The sequence below is a fragment of the Paenibacillus sp. P4_A9 genome (assembly GCF_056402415.1).
On record NZ_JBFUHL010000003.1, the window covers coordinates 227,985 to 243,274 of the forward strand.

Sequence of the window (15,290 nt, forward strand, 5' to 3'; positions counted from 1 at the left end):
GAAAGGGAGTGCCTGCTATGGATAAAGTCATGTCCAACAAATCCATGATTGCGATCTACGTAATTCCCTCGTTATTTCTGCTGTTAGCTTTAATCTATATGCCGATCCTGATGACAGGCTATTACGGGTTAATGAAGTGGGATGGCGTAGGCAAAATGAGTTTCATCGGTTTGCATAATTATGCCGAACTGCTGCACGATAAATTGTTCTGGGGAAGCGCGAAGCATTCGTTCTTGCTGGCGATCTTTTCGACGATCTCTTTGATCGTTTACTTACTAGTCGCATTAGTGCTATCCGCGAACATTCGCGGGGCTAATTTTTTCCGTAAAATCTATTTAATCCCTATGCTGCTTTCTTCTGTTGCTATCGCTCAACTATGGTTGAAAATATTCCACCCAACGAACGGGGTATTGAATTCTATCCTAGCGTCATTGGGGGTCACGCATACACCGGAATGGCTGTCCAATCCATCCATTGTTTTATACGCCATTTTTATGCCGATCTTGTGGCAGTACGCCGGATTTTATATTTTGATCTATTATGCCGCTTTGAAAAATGTACCGACCTCGCTGATCGAAGCAGCACGTATTGATGGCGCAAGCCCATGGCGCGTTGCTATATCCATTCGTGTTCCGTTAATCGCAGAGGTTATGAAAGTAACGGTCGTTCTGGCCGTCGTTGGATCGCTGAAATATTTTGACCTGATCTATGTGATGACAGGCGGCGGGCCTAACGGATCCAGTGAAGTCATGGCTTCCTACATGTACCGCAAAGCGTTCAAAGGCTATGATTTCGGCTATGCCAGCGCCATTGGCTTCTTCCTGCTCTTGATTTGCCTCGTGGCTACTTGGTTAATCCGCAAAGCGACGGCTTCCAAAGATGATATCCAATACTCGTAACGAAAGGAGATTCCGATTCCGATGCAACTCGAAACCACCCGTCATCAGACACAGGCCCTAACGCCGCGAAGCAAGCTGCCTGGACAGATCGGATATGGCGTATTGTATATCGTGTTATCGATTGTCGCTGTGATTCAGATTTTCCCGCTCTTGTGGCTCATGTTGTTCTCCTTGAAAAATAATGAGGAAATCTTTAATCTTGCTCCGATGGCATTTCCCGAAAGACTGCGCTGGGAGAATTACGAGAAAGTCTGGACGCAAGGCCATATTAATAGCTACTTTTTCAACAGTGTGTGGATGACGTTAGTGTCGGTTGGGGTTACGGTATTGCTGGCCAGCTTAGTGACATTCGCATTGACACGGATGAAATGGAAGCTGCAATCGTTCGTGCTTGGACTGTTTATGGTGGGCCTGATGATTCCCGTACATTCGACGCTCATTCCGTTATTCAGTATGTTTATGAAAATGGACCTCATCAATCATCCGTTATCGATCATCTTATCCTACATTGCGTTTAATTTGCCGATTACGATTATGATTATGCTCGGCTTTTATTACACACTCCCGCGTGAAGTGGAAGAAGCGGCCGTTATGGACGGGTGCTCCGTGAATCGTATCTTCTTTAGCATTACGCTGCCGATGACGGCATCTGTGTTATCAACAGCTGTCATCATTAACATGATTTACAATTGGAATGAGTTTATTTTCGTGAATACGTTTATTTCCTCTGAAAAGTATAAGACCTTAACCGTTGGCGTACAGAATTTCGTCGGCCAATATACAACCGATTGGGGAGCGATTGGCGCTACCCTGATGATCAGTATTTTGCCTATCATGATTGCGTTCATCCTGTTGAGTAACCGTATCGTAGAAGGCATTGCGGCTGGTTCGGTGAAAGGGTAATCGCGTAGAGGAGTCCCCGTAATGATTCTATAGGGCTTTCGTGTAGGTTTGGTGTTTTTAAAAGAAAATAGTCGTGGTGCTTTATGTACTGTATCTCTACTAACCAATAAACAACAAGAGTAGTTCTGCCGTGGCAGCTGCTCTTGTTTTTTTATAGTTCGGTGAAAATAAAGAGTACCCTAAGGTTTCAAGTCTTCGAATTCGCAGTAAGTGATCTTTGGGGAGATCATCCTCACAATTTAAATAATAAACTGTGAGGATGATCTCCGTTAAGCCCCATCATGATTATCCCTCCAAATTGGAAAACTACATACCGTATCCACGTATGCACCAAGGAAACTACGAGAATATGCGACTGTAAGCGCAAGCAAAAACAGGAAACTCGCTTCCTGTAGTTTAACGGTAGCTATCAGGTTAGAACTCAACAATGAAGAACAAATCTAAATCTAACGTACCTGTACATTTTGAATCAGATGAGCCTTTGCAACGAATTTCCACACTTTTTAAATTCGAGACTGTTGAAGTAAACGATGAACTAGGTCCGACTTGTACCGTACCATGATCACCATTTATCCTATTAATTGACACTTCCATTGTACATGTATCACTAGTATTAGTAATGGTAATAGTTCCAGACGGATGCTTAATGATGGAACTCGATGTTGCTGATATAAAAACTGGTTTAAACGACGAAGGCGAAGTTCCATCACACTTAAGTTGGATTGGAACACACCTATGAATCTCAATTAATCGTTTTCTTATTTTCCCCTTACGTTTCTTTACTTCCGGGCATTTTTTTCCATCATTGCATTTTTCTTTAATAATTGTTACTTGACGGTTGTTAATTTTATTATCTATCCGAATGTTGGTTTTATTTTTCAACTTCGCTTTTTCTGCCAGCTTTTCATCATCCAAAACAACCCCTCCTTTAATCCAAATTAGATACATGTTCTATATAGTACGTAGTCTTGGTTTTATTGGACTAGGTCATATATACAATTTATATATATATAGTCAATCGCCTTTTATAACAGTGAGAGAAAAAGGCTAATATCTTAGTATATATGACATGCGCTAAAGGTAGGAGAAGTCAGTACTATATATAAGACAAGGAGTATTGATGGGAAAATAGGGGTGATAAAAAATGACAAAATCATGTTCTTGTAATGACAAATGTTCACATGTTCCGTGTAAAATAGGACCGTTGGTTAGACAACATTCGAATTGTATTCCGATTTCGAGTAAATGTGATGGGAGTACTCATTTCATATTCGGTACGTTGTTGAAAAAAAACACGTTACTTTGGAGTATCTCAAACGATTGTCCCGAATGTACGTTATACTTCACCGTGACCTATTCGGATGGAAAGGGAACCTATTCAGATTCGATACCAGGGGGCAGTTCACTTGTGAATGTAGTGGATAACGTCCAAAGTATTTCATTTAAATGTGAGGGTAGACCAGAAGATTTTTGTAGAGGACGCTTTGATTACGAGCTAACTTATACGGTTGAAATATAGTACTCGAAAAGATCTTCCAGCTGGAAGGTCTTTTCTAATATTTATAAGGTTGAATTGAACTATTACAGGATATTACATAACTTCAAGAATTAAAGGTTAATACAAAATATGTAAGAAAAACCAAAGTGGTGTCGGACAAAAGACTATCGAACTAACATTTTCGAACCCCAATTTAGAAATAATATTGTTCAAAAGCCCTACACTACATTACAATGGAGCAATGTAATTAACCATCGGACAAATTTTATGTTGCATAGAATTGTGTTACTTGTATGTGAAGGTAGGATTTTATAATGAAAAAAGGGCTTGGATATGCCATTATTGCTTATATTGCTTGGGGCTTGCTGCCTGTTTATTGGAAGCTTTTCGGGTCGTTAATGGCTGGTGAAATATTGTCGCACCGCGTGATTTGGTCATTCGTATTTATGGTTATTCTGATTGCCGCAGGCAAAGGTCGGTGGCAGCAATTACGCAGCCTTCTAACCAATCGAAAAACCCTCCTTCTTGTAGGGGCAAGCAGCCTACTGATTAGTACCAATTGGCTCATTTTTATTTGGGCCGTTAATAATGGGCATGTCATCGAGACAAGTCTCGGGTATTACATTACGCCACTCTTCAATATTATGCTGGCTGTGCTGTTCCTGCGTGAGAAACCGACAAGTGCGCAATGGCTGGCTGTTGCCGTAGCCGGAATTGGTGTACTAATCGCAACTGTGGATTATGGCAGATTTCCGTGGGTGTCGCTCACGTTAGCATGTACCTTTGGCTTATATAGCCTAGTGAAAAAAAGAGTCTCCTACGATGCCTCGATCGGACTCGCGGGGGAAACGGCCTTTGTTTTCCCTATCGCGTTAGCCTATATCATCTACTTATTTACTACGCATCAGGATGCTGCGTGGACACTGCCGCCGTTAATCTTGATCCTACTGCTGCTTGCAGGTGCAGCGACCGCGTTGCCACTATTATGGTTTGCCAAAGCTGCTGCGCAACTGCCGCTGTCAATGCTGGGCTTCATTCAGTATATCGGCCCGTCGATCACTTTGCTTCTTAGCGTGTTTGTGTTTAAAGAGAAGTTCTCACCGGTGTTGATGATAAGCTTTGCTTTCATTTGGAGTGCGCTTGTGGTGTATGCGCTGGCGACGATGAAGCTAGCACGCGTGGACAAAGAGGAAGTTTCGCTTACGTGAGGTAGTGTGGGTGTCAGGATTCGACATATCCAAGGAGGTGAATCACGCATGTTGCTGGATGAGAAAATCGTGTATCAAAACGAAGACGAAGGTTCTGAAGATAACGGTGAAGAAGGTAACTAGTCACCTCCAGTAAGCGTAGATCCACCTTAATTCGGTACATAACAAAAATCCCTCAACCTTTACGGTTGGGGGATTTTTGTTTGTTAGCTCTGATTAAACTTAGTTGTTGATATCATTCAACCGAGGGACGGGCAGGATTACATAGTACAATAGCGAATAGTTCAATACATTAATTGGGATTTGGGGGATTGTAATGACGCAATTTTATCTTATTCGCCACGGTGAACCTCAATGGGACATAAATGAACAGTACAAATTAAAGGGGCATGGTCGGGATCTTGTGCCTCTTACGAATAAAGGAGTTAACCAAGTCTATTTGATATCAAAAGATGTGCGTTTAAAAGAAGTTGATATTATTGTCTCTTCTCCTTACCCAAGAGCTCTTCAAACAGCCGCTATATTATCAAAGGAACTTGGTTTAGAAATATTGGTTGAGTTCGATCTAAGGGAATGGCAACCCGACTTAACTTTTGAATATGATTCAATGGAGAGGCTTAAAGAACTTGGTGATGACTACGATAATAATCTTGGAGTCTATCCTCCTGGGTTAACAAAATCTTGGGAGTCTAAGGAACTACTGAAACAACGTATAGAGAAAGTAATTGACAAATATACTGAATACCAAAAGGTGATAATTACTGGACACGGGATGGCTTTTCGTACCCTGGTAGGAGAGATAGGCGAAATTCCACATGCTTCAATCTTGGAGTATCACAAATAGGAGAACGTCGAGGACGCAGAACGATAGTACAATGCCGGTGGGAGTGGTTGAAGACGGATATTTTAAAGGAAAGAGCCTTTTGAGGATTTTGACTCGAATAACTGCACATTTGATTATCAAGAACTTAATCGTCTAGATCTTGAGATTTTAAAAACTGATACTTTCTATGATCGTATAAAAATATTCTGTAGTGCTAATCAAGGCAATGTACTTGGCTTTTTAATTTTAAAGAATAAATCTTAACATTTTGGAAGCTAAGCTAACGGCGAACGATAGTTCAACCAGAACAGGGAGCAGGCCATCGGGGTGCTGCTCCCTGTTACATTGAATTAAATTAAGACTGAACGATACGAATTCGAAGGTAGGGCACAGTGGTTTAATATAGAGTTGGAATCGGAGAACAATTGAAGGAAACAATATCTCTTAATGCAATCGAATATTGATTCCATCTTCCGCCGAAAAACCTAAAGCCATAGGCTCTTGATTCCCCGACAGTCGTCAAAAAAAACCAGAAATTGTCTCCGTTTCTAAGCCACATATAAGTGAAACGATATAAACAATGTTGAAGACCGAATGTACTCGGGGCATAGGGAGGCAATTGTTGCATATATCCCATTATTCGAGGTTCACTCCTTGTTGAAATTAGATTTATAACCAGTTTATGCCCAGAGTCAAAGATTGGGTTGGATGTATGCCTAGGAGCAGGGCGTGTAAAAAAAAGGTATTAATGCAAAGGACGGTTACAATCTAACGGAGTACGATAGCTTCACAAGAGACAACGGCAGCTGGCACACGATCGGCTGCCGTTGTTCATTGAAGTAACGGGCAGGATACTTGAATGAGTAATCGAATAAATACAAATATAAATCTATGAGTCAGGAAGTGCAAACCATGAATTATCTGGGGTCTTTAAGGTTAAATCAAGAAGGCAAACAGAAACAAATTGAAGATATACTTGAAAGAAATAAAGCACAACCTGTCGGACATGGTTATATCGACATAATAACTGACTCTAGATATATTAGAAATTTGGTTTTAGAACTCACACAAGTCGGAATAGCAATTAATGGTGTAACATGGTGGTGCCATTGTACAGATGAGAATAGGAATCTTTATGAATGTCCTCATGGAATGGGAGGTCCCCAAAGCATTCATTTTGATGGCTGGTTTAGTGAAATGGGTGTAGATTATGAAAGTTCTGATTTACCTGATGGTATATACGAAAAATTAGAACAGGGAAATGTATCACCTGCTGAAATAAACTCAATAAATGAAATCTATACTAGTCTACACTAATCAGTTTAAGGAAGATGAACGGATTAGCCCATGTTTTGTACCCGCTATATGGCTACATGTTCCTAAAGAATGGAGACGGTTACGGTAAGTGCAGTTAAGCTAACTGGAAACGATAGTTGAGGGGCTTGCTTCTCGGCAACTCCTCTTTTGTTTATAATAGAAATGGGCAGGTTTGTTTAATAAAGGGTCAAATGGAAATGTACAAGCTAAATAATGGAAGCAAAGAATTAAATTAGCAGACACATAAGAAAGGGTGGCACATATGAAAAAATACAATATTATTCGTCCGATCATGCTGATTGTGGTTGCACTCCTAACGAAAAGCTTGGTTACCAATCTTTGCATGTTGCTGGGAATGGAATCCGAGTCAGCCAAAACCATGGGTTTCGGTGCGATGGTGATCGCCGCGCTCGTGGTCTTTTCCAGAAACCGAAGAAGTCCGAAATAGGATTTGCACCGCGCGCTCGGCATTTCGCCAAGGGTGTTCGGGATATGTCCCCTCGTTGAGCTAACGAGGAACGATAGTGAAGGAGTTTTGAACAGCTTGAAAAGATTAAGTCCGCTTTAGATTATTTTGTTTTTATATGTGATATATTAAAAAAAAGGTGGGTATTATAGGCAGAATCGTAATTCCGAATTACGGTTTCTCCGAAGGAAAAGGACGCTATTGCAGCGTTCTTTTTTGCTGTGTTTTATACATATGTACGAAAATAGCTTGAATTAACGAGTTCAATAAAATAGAAGTTTGCTTAAAAGCCACTCCAATTTAGAAGTGGCTTTTGCTGTAGATATATTAACCTTAAGTTTGAATAACTTTATGCTTAGGTTACAGATTTGGCACAAAAATGCTGTAATGCTAAAACCAAACATGCCGGGTGTACCGATGGTGCGAGCAACTGCCTGGTGGTAGTCTCCGGCCATTTGGGCACGAAGGATGGGAAGGCGGCATAACGGTAAGTTTCAGTTGAATCGAAGCATTGAAGGATAAAATGAAGGGAAGATTACCTCTTCTCCTCATCATCCTGCATATATTCTTCGACAGTATTGTTTAACCCGATAGGTCCTTCAACACCTAGTCGATCATGAATAAAGTCGGCTTTTTCCGCCATACCTTCATAAAAATCGTTTTCATCGTCATTTTTCCCTTTATCAGCCAAGCATGAACACCTCCATAATTTATCGAAGATAGTTTACACAGAATTAGGAATTTTATCCAAGCGATTTATCCAAAGGTGGCTACGGCATGAATGTGTAGCAATGAGAATCTTTGATAATCTAACCGGCAGTGGTCCAACTTACAACAAATTGATTAGTGAGGGTGGATTTACAGATACATGGGAAATCGCAGGAAAAGGCGATGGATTTACATGTTGCCAGGATGCTGATGTATTAAATTTGATCTCGCAACTATTTGTTAGAATAGATTTAATTCTCTTTCGAGGCGATTTCAAAGTTAAAAAGTGGACGTTGTAGGAGAAGAGCAAGAGGATCGTACACCAACGGCACTATGGCCTTCTGACCATGCAGGAGTTGTGGCTACTCTTACTTTACATTAAAATATTTTCAAGGAAAATGATACAGTACAAGATTGGATAATTGACTTTTAGAAGCTCAAGATATTAATTTACTTTCGGGATCTATTGAAATGGTCTTAGAAGACAATTACTTAGATGCAGATGTAGCATGTATTGCCATAGGAGCAGTAGAAATACTAGCAGCGTTACAAAATAGACCAGGAAAAGAAATAAATGAAGATGAACTTCAAGAATGGATATTACAACATAAAGGGCAGGGGACAAACCTATTAGAGAAATCCCACAAAGCTTTAGAAAAGATACTTGCGGAATCTGAACTCAAAGAATTATGGGAGGAAACAGAAGATTACGGGACCTGGGTAACCACAATAAAGGAATTGCAAAGTAGAATTATTATTTAAGGGGAGTACTTATGATGCAGTGAATTGCATTCCTGAGGTTAATCAAGGAAGGAATCGCAACGACTGGATTGAAGGGCTAATGATTAAAGGGACACATAAAATTTACATAAAAGTAAAAACAGCGTATAACTTTGGATAAGTTATACGCTGTTTTTTGCATTTGATTCGCGAGGAATAAGTATCAGTTATTATTCTTGTTTATTTCCCTTATTTTTATCGTTCCCTTTGCCGTTCTCTTTCTCGCTGCCGCCATGTTGACTATTGTTCTTTTTTTCTTTTTCTTGATGGGATCTATTTTTTTCCTGGTTGTCTTTATCTTTTTTTGTATGATCTGCTTTTTCCTCTACGGAGTCGTCTTGTTTTTCTTGGATAGAGACAGACTCGTTTCTAACTTGTGATATTACTGGTGATGGAACCGATGACGGAACTGCTGATGGAACAATCGAATCAATCGATTGCTGCTCTGCTTTAGCTGTTACATCCTCATTTGTCTGTCCCTGTTGAGTTTTCTTTTCGATTTTGGACAGCTTTTTATCTAAGTGGTCAAACGATTTTTCTATATTTTTCATTAGAGCCGACTGGGCTTTCGGATTTCCCACCTTTTCCAATGCTGAAGCCAAAGCTAGAATGTTGTGCTGTAAATTGGTTTTTACCTTCAGTACCTGTTCGGGGTGTTTTACTTCCTTTTCAGTATCGTTCACATCTTCGGTTTCAGTTAGCTCTGTTGTTGAAGTCTTTGCTTCCGTATCTACCGTAGGTGTCGCAGATGCAGCGAGTGCAGACTTTTCGGTTGTCGACAAACCGGAAGCCTGTTCTGTTTTTTGGATAGCATTTTGTTGAGTTTCTAGCGACTTCTGAAGAGATAGACTCGCCTCATTCGTTTTTCCCTTAGCCAATAAGGTGTTCGCTTCCGCAAGTCGTTCTTGGGCGTATGCTGCAAGCAGTCTTGCCTCCTTTACGTCATTGACAGTTAGGGCTAATCGAATATTTTCGTACATTGTTTTTACAAAGTAGAAGAAGTCTCCAGGCAATAGACCTGTCGTCTCAGCTGTATTCTGGGTGACGTTTACGGATGCAGGAGTAGAAGACGGTGTTGGTGTTGGAATCTCTGAAGCCAATACACTGCTTGTGCCTACGCTAAAAACGAGTATGCTGAGCATAGCGCTTTTGGTTAGAAGGCTGTAACTTTTTGGTTCCTTTGTGAACTTTACTTTCATGCGTATTACCACCTTTTGTATGTAATCTGTCGGCCGATACTAAGGTATACGAGACCTATGACTATTTTCAGGGGGCATGTAGATTTAAGAAGCGGGATCGCTCAGTATATGGATTTCTTTTTCAAATTCAATCGTATATCCTCACAAAATCCGAAAGAAATACCGAATATACATAGTGTTACTAAAGAGGAGGAATAAAAGGTGAAAAAAAGATGGATGGTTATCGCGTCATGTGTAATGGCAACGAGTCTTATGGCAGGATGATTCTCCCTCAAAGTAAAGTGAACTGGAAAATAATTTCATGAATTTTCTTAAGGGATTGTTCCGCTAACGAGAAACGATAATTCAATAACAACATGAAAAGGCAGCCAGCCCAGGTGGATTGGTTGCCTTTTTTCAAGTAACGGGCAGCTTAGTTCAATCATTCTTGAACATACTCTATAAAGGCAGGCTTACGTCTCTTGATTCATCAGTGCGATTCATCGATCGCTCCTTCTTAATTCCGTAAAGAACAAAAATGATACCCGTAACAACAAAGACTGGTTCTAACCAATTTGCTTCAGGACCATTTGTAATTCGATGAAGTTGAAATATCCAATGGAATACTACAATATCAAAACTTAGGAATAAACCTGTTGCTACCGTAAACCCATAAAAAAAACTCCTTGAAAAGTATCTTTGAAATAATGCCATTAGAATCATAAGTACAATGATACCACATACAACTGCGCCGATCCGTTCTACGCAAGTATCGGCTTTTAGCCCTGCTGCAAAAGCTTCGATAATATGGAAGAAAAAGTCGGTTACAAAAAAAGCAACGAAAGCACCAATAAATTTCACGTAAACACCTCCATTTGATACATCATGATAGTACTGATTTTTTAAGTCTAACTATTATAATTCTAGCGAAAATTCTTTCCTAAAGAAACAGCAGAAAGGCAGTTCAACGAGGCAATTACTTCTATCTTGAAATAACGGGGGACGATAGTACAACGAAGACAGGCTGTCGAAGAACTAGCACCTGTTCAACTAAAGGGTAGAATCGTATGGAACATACGGGTTATTTTATTGGTATACATTGGGCATGTTAGCTTACGGGTCTCCGCTCCATAATGTAAAAATAATTAATGTATATTCGGAAGGAATTGGAGAATGATATACATGGTTTTTCCAAAAAGTAAAATATATGGAGGAGTAAACATGAGGAAACTAATGTTATTATTATGTATTGCAAGTGTGGCTCTAATTTTCACTTTCCCATTAATGTCAAATGCTAATGAACCGGAGTTAAAATTAACCACAGGGCAGGAAATGACAAAGATTCTTGGCAGCACCAATTGGCAAGGGACTAAAGTTTATGATAAGAATAAAAATGACTTAACGAAGGAAAATGCAAATTTTATCGGACTTGCGAAATATGATGATAAAACAGCCAGATACGAATTTTTCGATAAAGAAACAAAACTAAGCCGTGGAGACTATGGAACCTTTTTCATCACAAATGATGGGAAGCTAAGAGGAATAATCTCCGAATCGAAGGGGTACCAGGTTATTGTTGAAATAACCAAACTGACAAAAGATATGTTCACCTATAAAAGAATGGGTAAAGATGCTAATGGCAATGACATCGAAGTCTTCGTGGATCACATACCGTATACTAAAACCGAACTTGCCTTTTCTACTCCAGATAAGACACTGCAAACCTACACAGGTAAAGTAGTAACAGAAGTTGATGGTGATCAAATTTTATCTAATACCTTATGGCAAGGAACAGTAGCATTAGATGAAAAAGGAAATGATGTCTCAAGCTATAATGCGAATTTCTTAGGTCTAGCTAAATATGACTTAAAAACAAATAAATATGAATTTTTCGATGCGAAAACAGGACAAAGCCGTGGAGACTATGGATATTACGATGTAGTTCATGGAAATAAGCTAAGAGCTCATATATCAGAAGGAATGAAGTACGGTGCAGTTCTTGAGCTTACAGAACTGAACAATAATAAATTCACGTATAAAAGAAAAGGTAAAGATAAGGATGGAAATGAAATTTTCATCACCGTTGAGCATGTACCTTATAAAGGTCCTTTCAAGCTAAAATTTAGTCACTAAATAATATTATTGAACTGACAGTGGAATTGGCGTACAAACTGAAATTTAACTCCATAAGAGGACTCTATTGTGATTATGAATAAAGTTGGAGGTTGAAAGCCCGTTGAAATTCAGCGGGCTTTTTAGTGTGTTAACGGGCAGATTTGCTTAATTGTGCAATCATGAACACCTCATTGCGTATGTATAAATAACGGGTGCTTTACCTCAAGATGGGTTTGCGGCCGCGACCATCTATTTCGTTGTTCAACCAAGGGGGGGGTGTTAATTGGATGAAGAAACCAGATTTAAAGTATATAAGGATTGGGCAGAGCGATTTGATTGTGATATTTCATCAATGACTAATCCGAACGTCATAGTTCGTGAACACTCCAAGACTTTGAAAGGATATAATGGTATTTATTGCTTTTTTAATGGAACGACAAGCATTATATCGTCTCCCACTAAGTATACCTCATATATAAAAAGGGCCATCAGTGGTAGACATCCAATGGAAACTTTTGATGCGAATTTTCTTGTAAAGTCAATTGATATAGGTAAATACAAGGTTATTGGTCCTGCATTTCAGGGATACATTGATAGGGCTTCATTTCTTGAAGCATCTTCCCTTGAAGTTGTAGAACTTGTAACTTCAAATCAACTATCTCTACTTAATGATTTACGTAAATCTTGCTCTGAAACAGAGTGGGAGCATAGCTCCATAGAAATCAATAGACAACCAATATTAGCAAGGATATCTGATGAAAGAATTGTAGCAGCAGGTTCTTGGAGAGTAGAGGAATCTGGTTTTCTTAGCGTAGGTATTTTAAGTCACCCAGATTATCGAGGTAAAGGTCACGCCAAAGCAGTTGTAAGTGCTTTAACTAGGAAAGGGTTAGAAGATGGTTTCACGATGCATTATCAAACTTTAATGTCCAATAGTTCGTCAGTAGCTATTGCTAAATCGCTGGGATTTGAAAAATTAGCTTGTACTTTGGCTATAAGGATTCTGGAGTAATTCTTGGAGTTTTCTTTTGGGGTAATCAATACTTTTAATGTCTTACTTCTGTCTTACTCTTGTCTTACTTTTATATAGCAACAAAAAAAGCCCCTCAGATCACATGGGGGTCTTAAGTGAATCGTTACGTGATGTCATCCAAGATATGTAAATGCTGAAGACGGAGGTCTTGAGCAGATCGTTTAAAGAATAGGTACACTTGCTTTGTTGCCACAAGTTGAATAAATAATCGCTTCTGAAGTAAATAAATCGACTCGATCGATAGATTTAATGAAATTGATCATTGTCAATCTGTTATGACTTAGTGCTTTCAGTAATGAGGGAAGCAACTTGCGGTCTGTACCAATGAAATTTACTAAGATGGATTTCTTATTAAACAAAATACTGATGCTCAATTAATATCATCTCCTAAGAAGTTTTCTAGTTGCCCTATGAAAAAACACAACTTCGTAAGGATATCATGGAGGCGATGAAAAGTTACTCGAAATTCGGTGTCGAATTATGACTTTTTATTTTTTGGTGAGGAGTGTTACTGTTTAAATACGTCCTGAAGTTCCAGTGCCTGATCTTTCCGCACGCAACCAAAAGGATGTGTCTTGGGGCAGCTGGCAAACGAATCGGCTGCCGTCGTCCATTGAAGTACAGGTTAACGTAATAGATATTAACGATGAAATGACCCTACTTTTGTTTAAAGTTTAGTTGATTTTTATTGGGATTTTGTTGGTAAGTATCAATTCACCACTATACCCTGGGACGTCCGTCCCTGAAACAAGCAAGAATAACTTTCTTTTTCAATATAATACTCCGTTCTTAAGAAAATGAATTTATTATAAATAACCTAAAAGATAATACGCGTACTTTAAGCTCTCGTGCAGATTAGAGGAACAATTTGTTTGTATTTTAGATATTGGTTTTATGGTACGTTAGAACTTGTTGATAATATTTTGTTTACAGCGAATTCAAATCAATTTAAGAATAATTAGAAAGATTAGAGGGAAACAATTGAGATTACAACCGGTGAATGGAAGTTATGCCTTACCGTTTGAACAACGGTCAAAAATGAAGTGGTCTATGCATCTACTCTTCATCTTCTTAATTGGGATATTCGGAGCATTCCTATTTCTCCCAACTGATGGAAGTTATATAGAAATAGCCTTCAAGTTGCTCTGTACTATATTAGTATCTATTTTTCTATACGCATGGGTGTTTGCAGGTATCCTTCGGCGACAATCCCTAAAGATAACTCAGGATTTTATCGAGTTTACAGCTGCATTTGGGACTAAGAAGGCTCATTGGAATGAAATCTATGACGTCCAGGTGTTTACCCAAAGTCATAATACTTTTATTGGACTAATTCTTAAAGACAAGATAAGGAAAAGTAAGCAATCCTTTTGGACTGAATTAAACAATATGTACGGAGGGATGTTCTCAATCAGAATTCCTATTTCTTTATTTGCGAGCGTCGATATTGAAACGTTGTATTCAACGATTAGGTCACAAATGAACATGCAGCCTTGTGACCTTGAATTTATCAATAAGGATAGTCAAGGAATAGAGGAACAGAGAAAAACAAACTGGCTAATAGTGCTACTTAAAATATCTCTTCTAGTTCTAGTTTTAGGAATTGTTTATGGAATTTCGATTTACTTGTTAAAAATCAACTTCTTATTGATTCCGATTTTCGGACAAATGGGAATTATTTATATCTACAACAAGAATTCTCGCGAGGAAATCAATGTATGGCCGATAAGGTATATGGTTGGGCTATTGTGTGCGTCGCAAATATTTATTGCTATGATTACAAGTATTTTTTTGACGGCTAAAATCCCATATAACTTAAGGAATCTTAATGATATTTCATTAGATTACATTATGTATATTAAGGACGAACCGTTAAAGAATCTGATGGTGATTGGAATTGCTATATTGCTTTTCGCTTATGGTACCTTTCATGGTAAAACGTTTAGATTTTTTAAGATAATAGGGAAAATCTTCATGAAAAGACATGGTGATTATTTTTATAAGAGGGATGGTAGAATCGCGGAAATTTATCTTATAAACCCAGAAGACTTTCGTGAAGATGAAACCAAGTTTGTTGCCCATATAGAAGAAGGCTGTTTAATTGAGAAAGAAGGTAAAAGAGTTAAGGCATTATTATTACCCAAAACAGCAATTGAGGTCCTAGAAATAAAAATATCGGGTAGTAATATAGTCCAGAATGGAGAGGAACAATACTATAAGATAGTCCTTGGAGGCACGGGTTCTTACGCTCCGTATGTATTTCCTTGCGTACTTATCTGTAGCACTAGCAAGGAGATAGAACTAATCCGTTTAGAAATATAGTGAAGGGCTTGTTAAGCTAAAGGAAAACGATAGTGAAGGA

General features: G+C 38.8%; 14 protein-coding genes. 10 read left to right on the plus strand and 4 right to left on the minus strand.

The window, feature by feature from the left end; all coding sequences use genetic code 11:
* Nucleotides 1-17: 17 nt before the first annotated feature.
* Both AC1DVJ_RS04910 and AC1DVJ_RS04915 read left to right on the plus strand, forming a co-directional pair.
* Nucleotides 18-899: a carbohydrate ABC transporter permease gene (locus AC1DVJ_RS04910; protein WP_477588950.1), complete on the plus strand. Its 882-nt coding sequence runs from the start codon at nucleotides 18-20 to the stop codon at nucleotides 897-899.
* A gap of 21 nt (nucleotides 900-920) precedes the next feature.
* Nucleotides 921-1,802, plus strand: coding sequence for a carbohydrate ABC transporter permease (locus tag AC1DVJ_RS04915; RefSeq protein ID WP_477588813.1), 882 nt, complete (start codon nucleotides 921-923; stop codon nucleotides 1,800-1,802).
* 414 nt (nucleotides 1,803-2,216) lie between these two features.
* Here AC1DVJ_RS04915 and AC1DVJ_RS04920 read toward each other — a convergent pair whose 3' ends face one another.
* Nucleotides 2,217-2,717 (minus strand): S-Ena type endospore appendage, encoded by a 501-nt coding sequence (locus AC1DVJ_RS04920; RefSeq protein WP_477588815.1) that lies wholly within the window; start codon nucleotides 2,715-2,717, stop codon nucleotides 2,217-2,219.
* A gap of 897 nt (nucleotides 2,718-3,614) precedes the next feature.
* Here AC1DVJ_RS04920 and rarD point away from each other — a divergent pair.
* The 4 genes from rarD (at nucleotide 3,615) to AC1DVJ_RS04940 (ending at nucleotide 7,096) form a co-directional block, all read left to right on the plus strand.
* Nucleotides 3,615-4,508: an EamA family transporter RarD gene (gene rarD, locus AC1DVJ_RS04925; protein ID WP_477588816.1), complete on the plus strand. Its 894-nt coding sequence runs from the start codon at nucleotides 3,615-3,617 to the stop codon at nucleotides 4,506-4,508.
* 316 nt (nucleotides 4,509-4,824) lie between these two features.
* Nucleotides 4,825-5,352, plus strand: coding sequence for a histidine phosphatase family protein (locus AC1DVJ_RS04930; RefSeq protein ID WP_477588818.1), 528 nt, complete (start codon nucleotides 4,825-4,827; stop codon nucleotides 5,350-5,352).
* 891 nt (nucleotides 5,353-6,243) lie between these two features.
* Nucleotides 6,244-6,648: a hypothetical protein gene (locus AC1DVJ_RS04935; protein WP_477588820.1), complete on the plus strand. Its 405-nt coding sequence runs from the start codon at nucleotides 6,244-6,246 to the stop codon at nucleotides 6,646-6,648.
* A gap of 262 nt (nucleotides 6,649-6,910) precedes the next feature.
* Complete coding sequence (locus tag AC1DVJ_RS04940; RefSeq protein WP_171633739.1) at nucleotides 6,911-7,096, plus strand: hypothetical protein; 186 nt, start codon at nucleotides 6,911-6,913, stop codon at nucleotides 7,094-7,096.
* 553 nt (nucleotides 7,097-7,649) lie between these two features.
* On the opposite strand, the gene AC1DVJ_RS04945 is transcribed toward AC1DVJ_RS04940, so the two are convergent.
* On the minus strand, nucleotides 7,650-7,805 hold the full coding sequence (locus AC1DVJ_RS04945) for a hypothetical protein (protein WP_477588822.1): 156 nt from the start codon (nucleotides 7,803-7,805) through the stop codon (nucleotides 7,650-7,652).
* Nucleotides 7,806-8,293: 488 nt separating this feature from the next.
* Between AC1DVJ_RS04945 and AC1DVJ_RS04950 the strand changes: the two genes are divergently transcribed.
* Complete coding sequence (locus tag AC1DVJ_RS04950) at nucleotides 8,294-8,584, plus strand: DUF4259 domain-containing protein (protein ID WP_477588824.1); 291 nt, start codon at nucleotides 8,294-8,296, stop codon at nucleotides 8,582-8,584.
* A gap of 188 nt (nucleotides 8,585-8,772) precedes the next feature.
* On the opposite strand, the gene AC1DVJ_RS04955 is transcribed toward AC1DVJ_RS04950, so the two are convergent.
* Both AC1DVJ_RS04955 and AC1DVJ_RS04960 read right to left on the minus strand, forming a co-directional pair.
* On the minus strand, nucleotides 8,773-9,801 hold the full coding sequence (locus AC1DVJ_RS04955) for a DUF5667 domain-containing protein (protein ID WP_477588826.1): 1,029 nt from the start codon (nucleotides 9,799-9,801) through the stop codon (nucleotides 8,773-8,775).
* Nucleotides 9,802-10,239: 438 nt separating this feature from the next.
* Nucleotides 10,240-10,641: a DUF2243 domain-containing protein gene (locus AC1DVJ_RS04960; protein WP_477588827.1), complete on the minus strand. Its 402-nt coding sequence runs from the start codon at nucleotides 10,639-10,641 to the stop codon at nucleotides 10,240-10,242.
* Between the two features lie 423 nt (nucleotides 10,642-11,064).
* On the opposite strand from AC1DVJ_RS04960, the gene AC1DVJ_RS04965 reads away from it, so the two are divergent.
* The 3 genes from AC1DVJ_RS04965 to AC1DVJ_RS04975 all read left to right on the plus strand — a co-directional run bounded on the left by AC1DVJ_RS04965 (nucleotide 11,065) and on the right by AC1DVJ_RS04975 (nucleotide 15,250).
* Complete coding sequence (locus AC1DVJ_RS04965; protein ID WP_477588952.1) at nucleotides 11,065-11,913, plus strand: DUF4822 domain-containing protein; 849 nt, start codon at nucleotides 11,065-11,067, stop codon at nucleotides 11,911-11,913.
* A 265-nt stretch (nucleotides 11,914-12,178) separates the two neighbouring features.
* Nucleotides 12,179-12,907 (plus strand): GNAT family N-acetyltransferase, encoded by a 729-nt coding sequence (locus tag AC1DVJ_RS04970; protein WP_477588829.1) that lies wholly within the window; start codon nucleotides 12,179-12,181, stop codon nucleotides 12,905-12,907.
* 1,059 nt (nucleotides 12,908-13,966) lie between these two features.
* Entirely contained in the window at nucleotides 13,967-15,250 is a 1,284-nt protein-coding gene (locus AC1DVJ_RS04975; protein WP_477588831.1) for a hypothetical protein, read from the plus strand.
* Nucleotides 15,251-15,290: the final 40 nt, after the last annotated feature.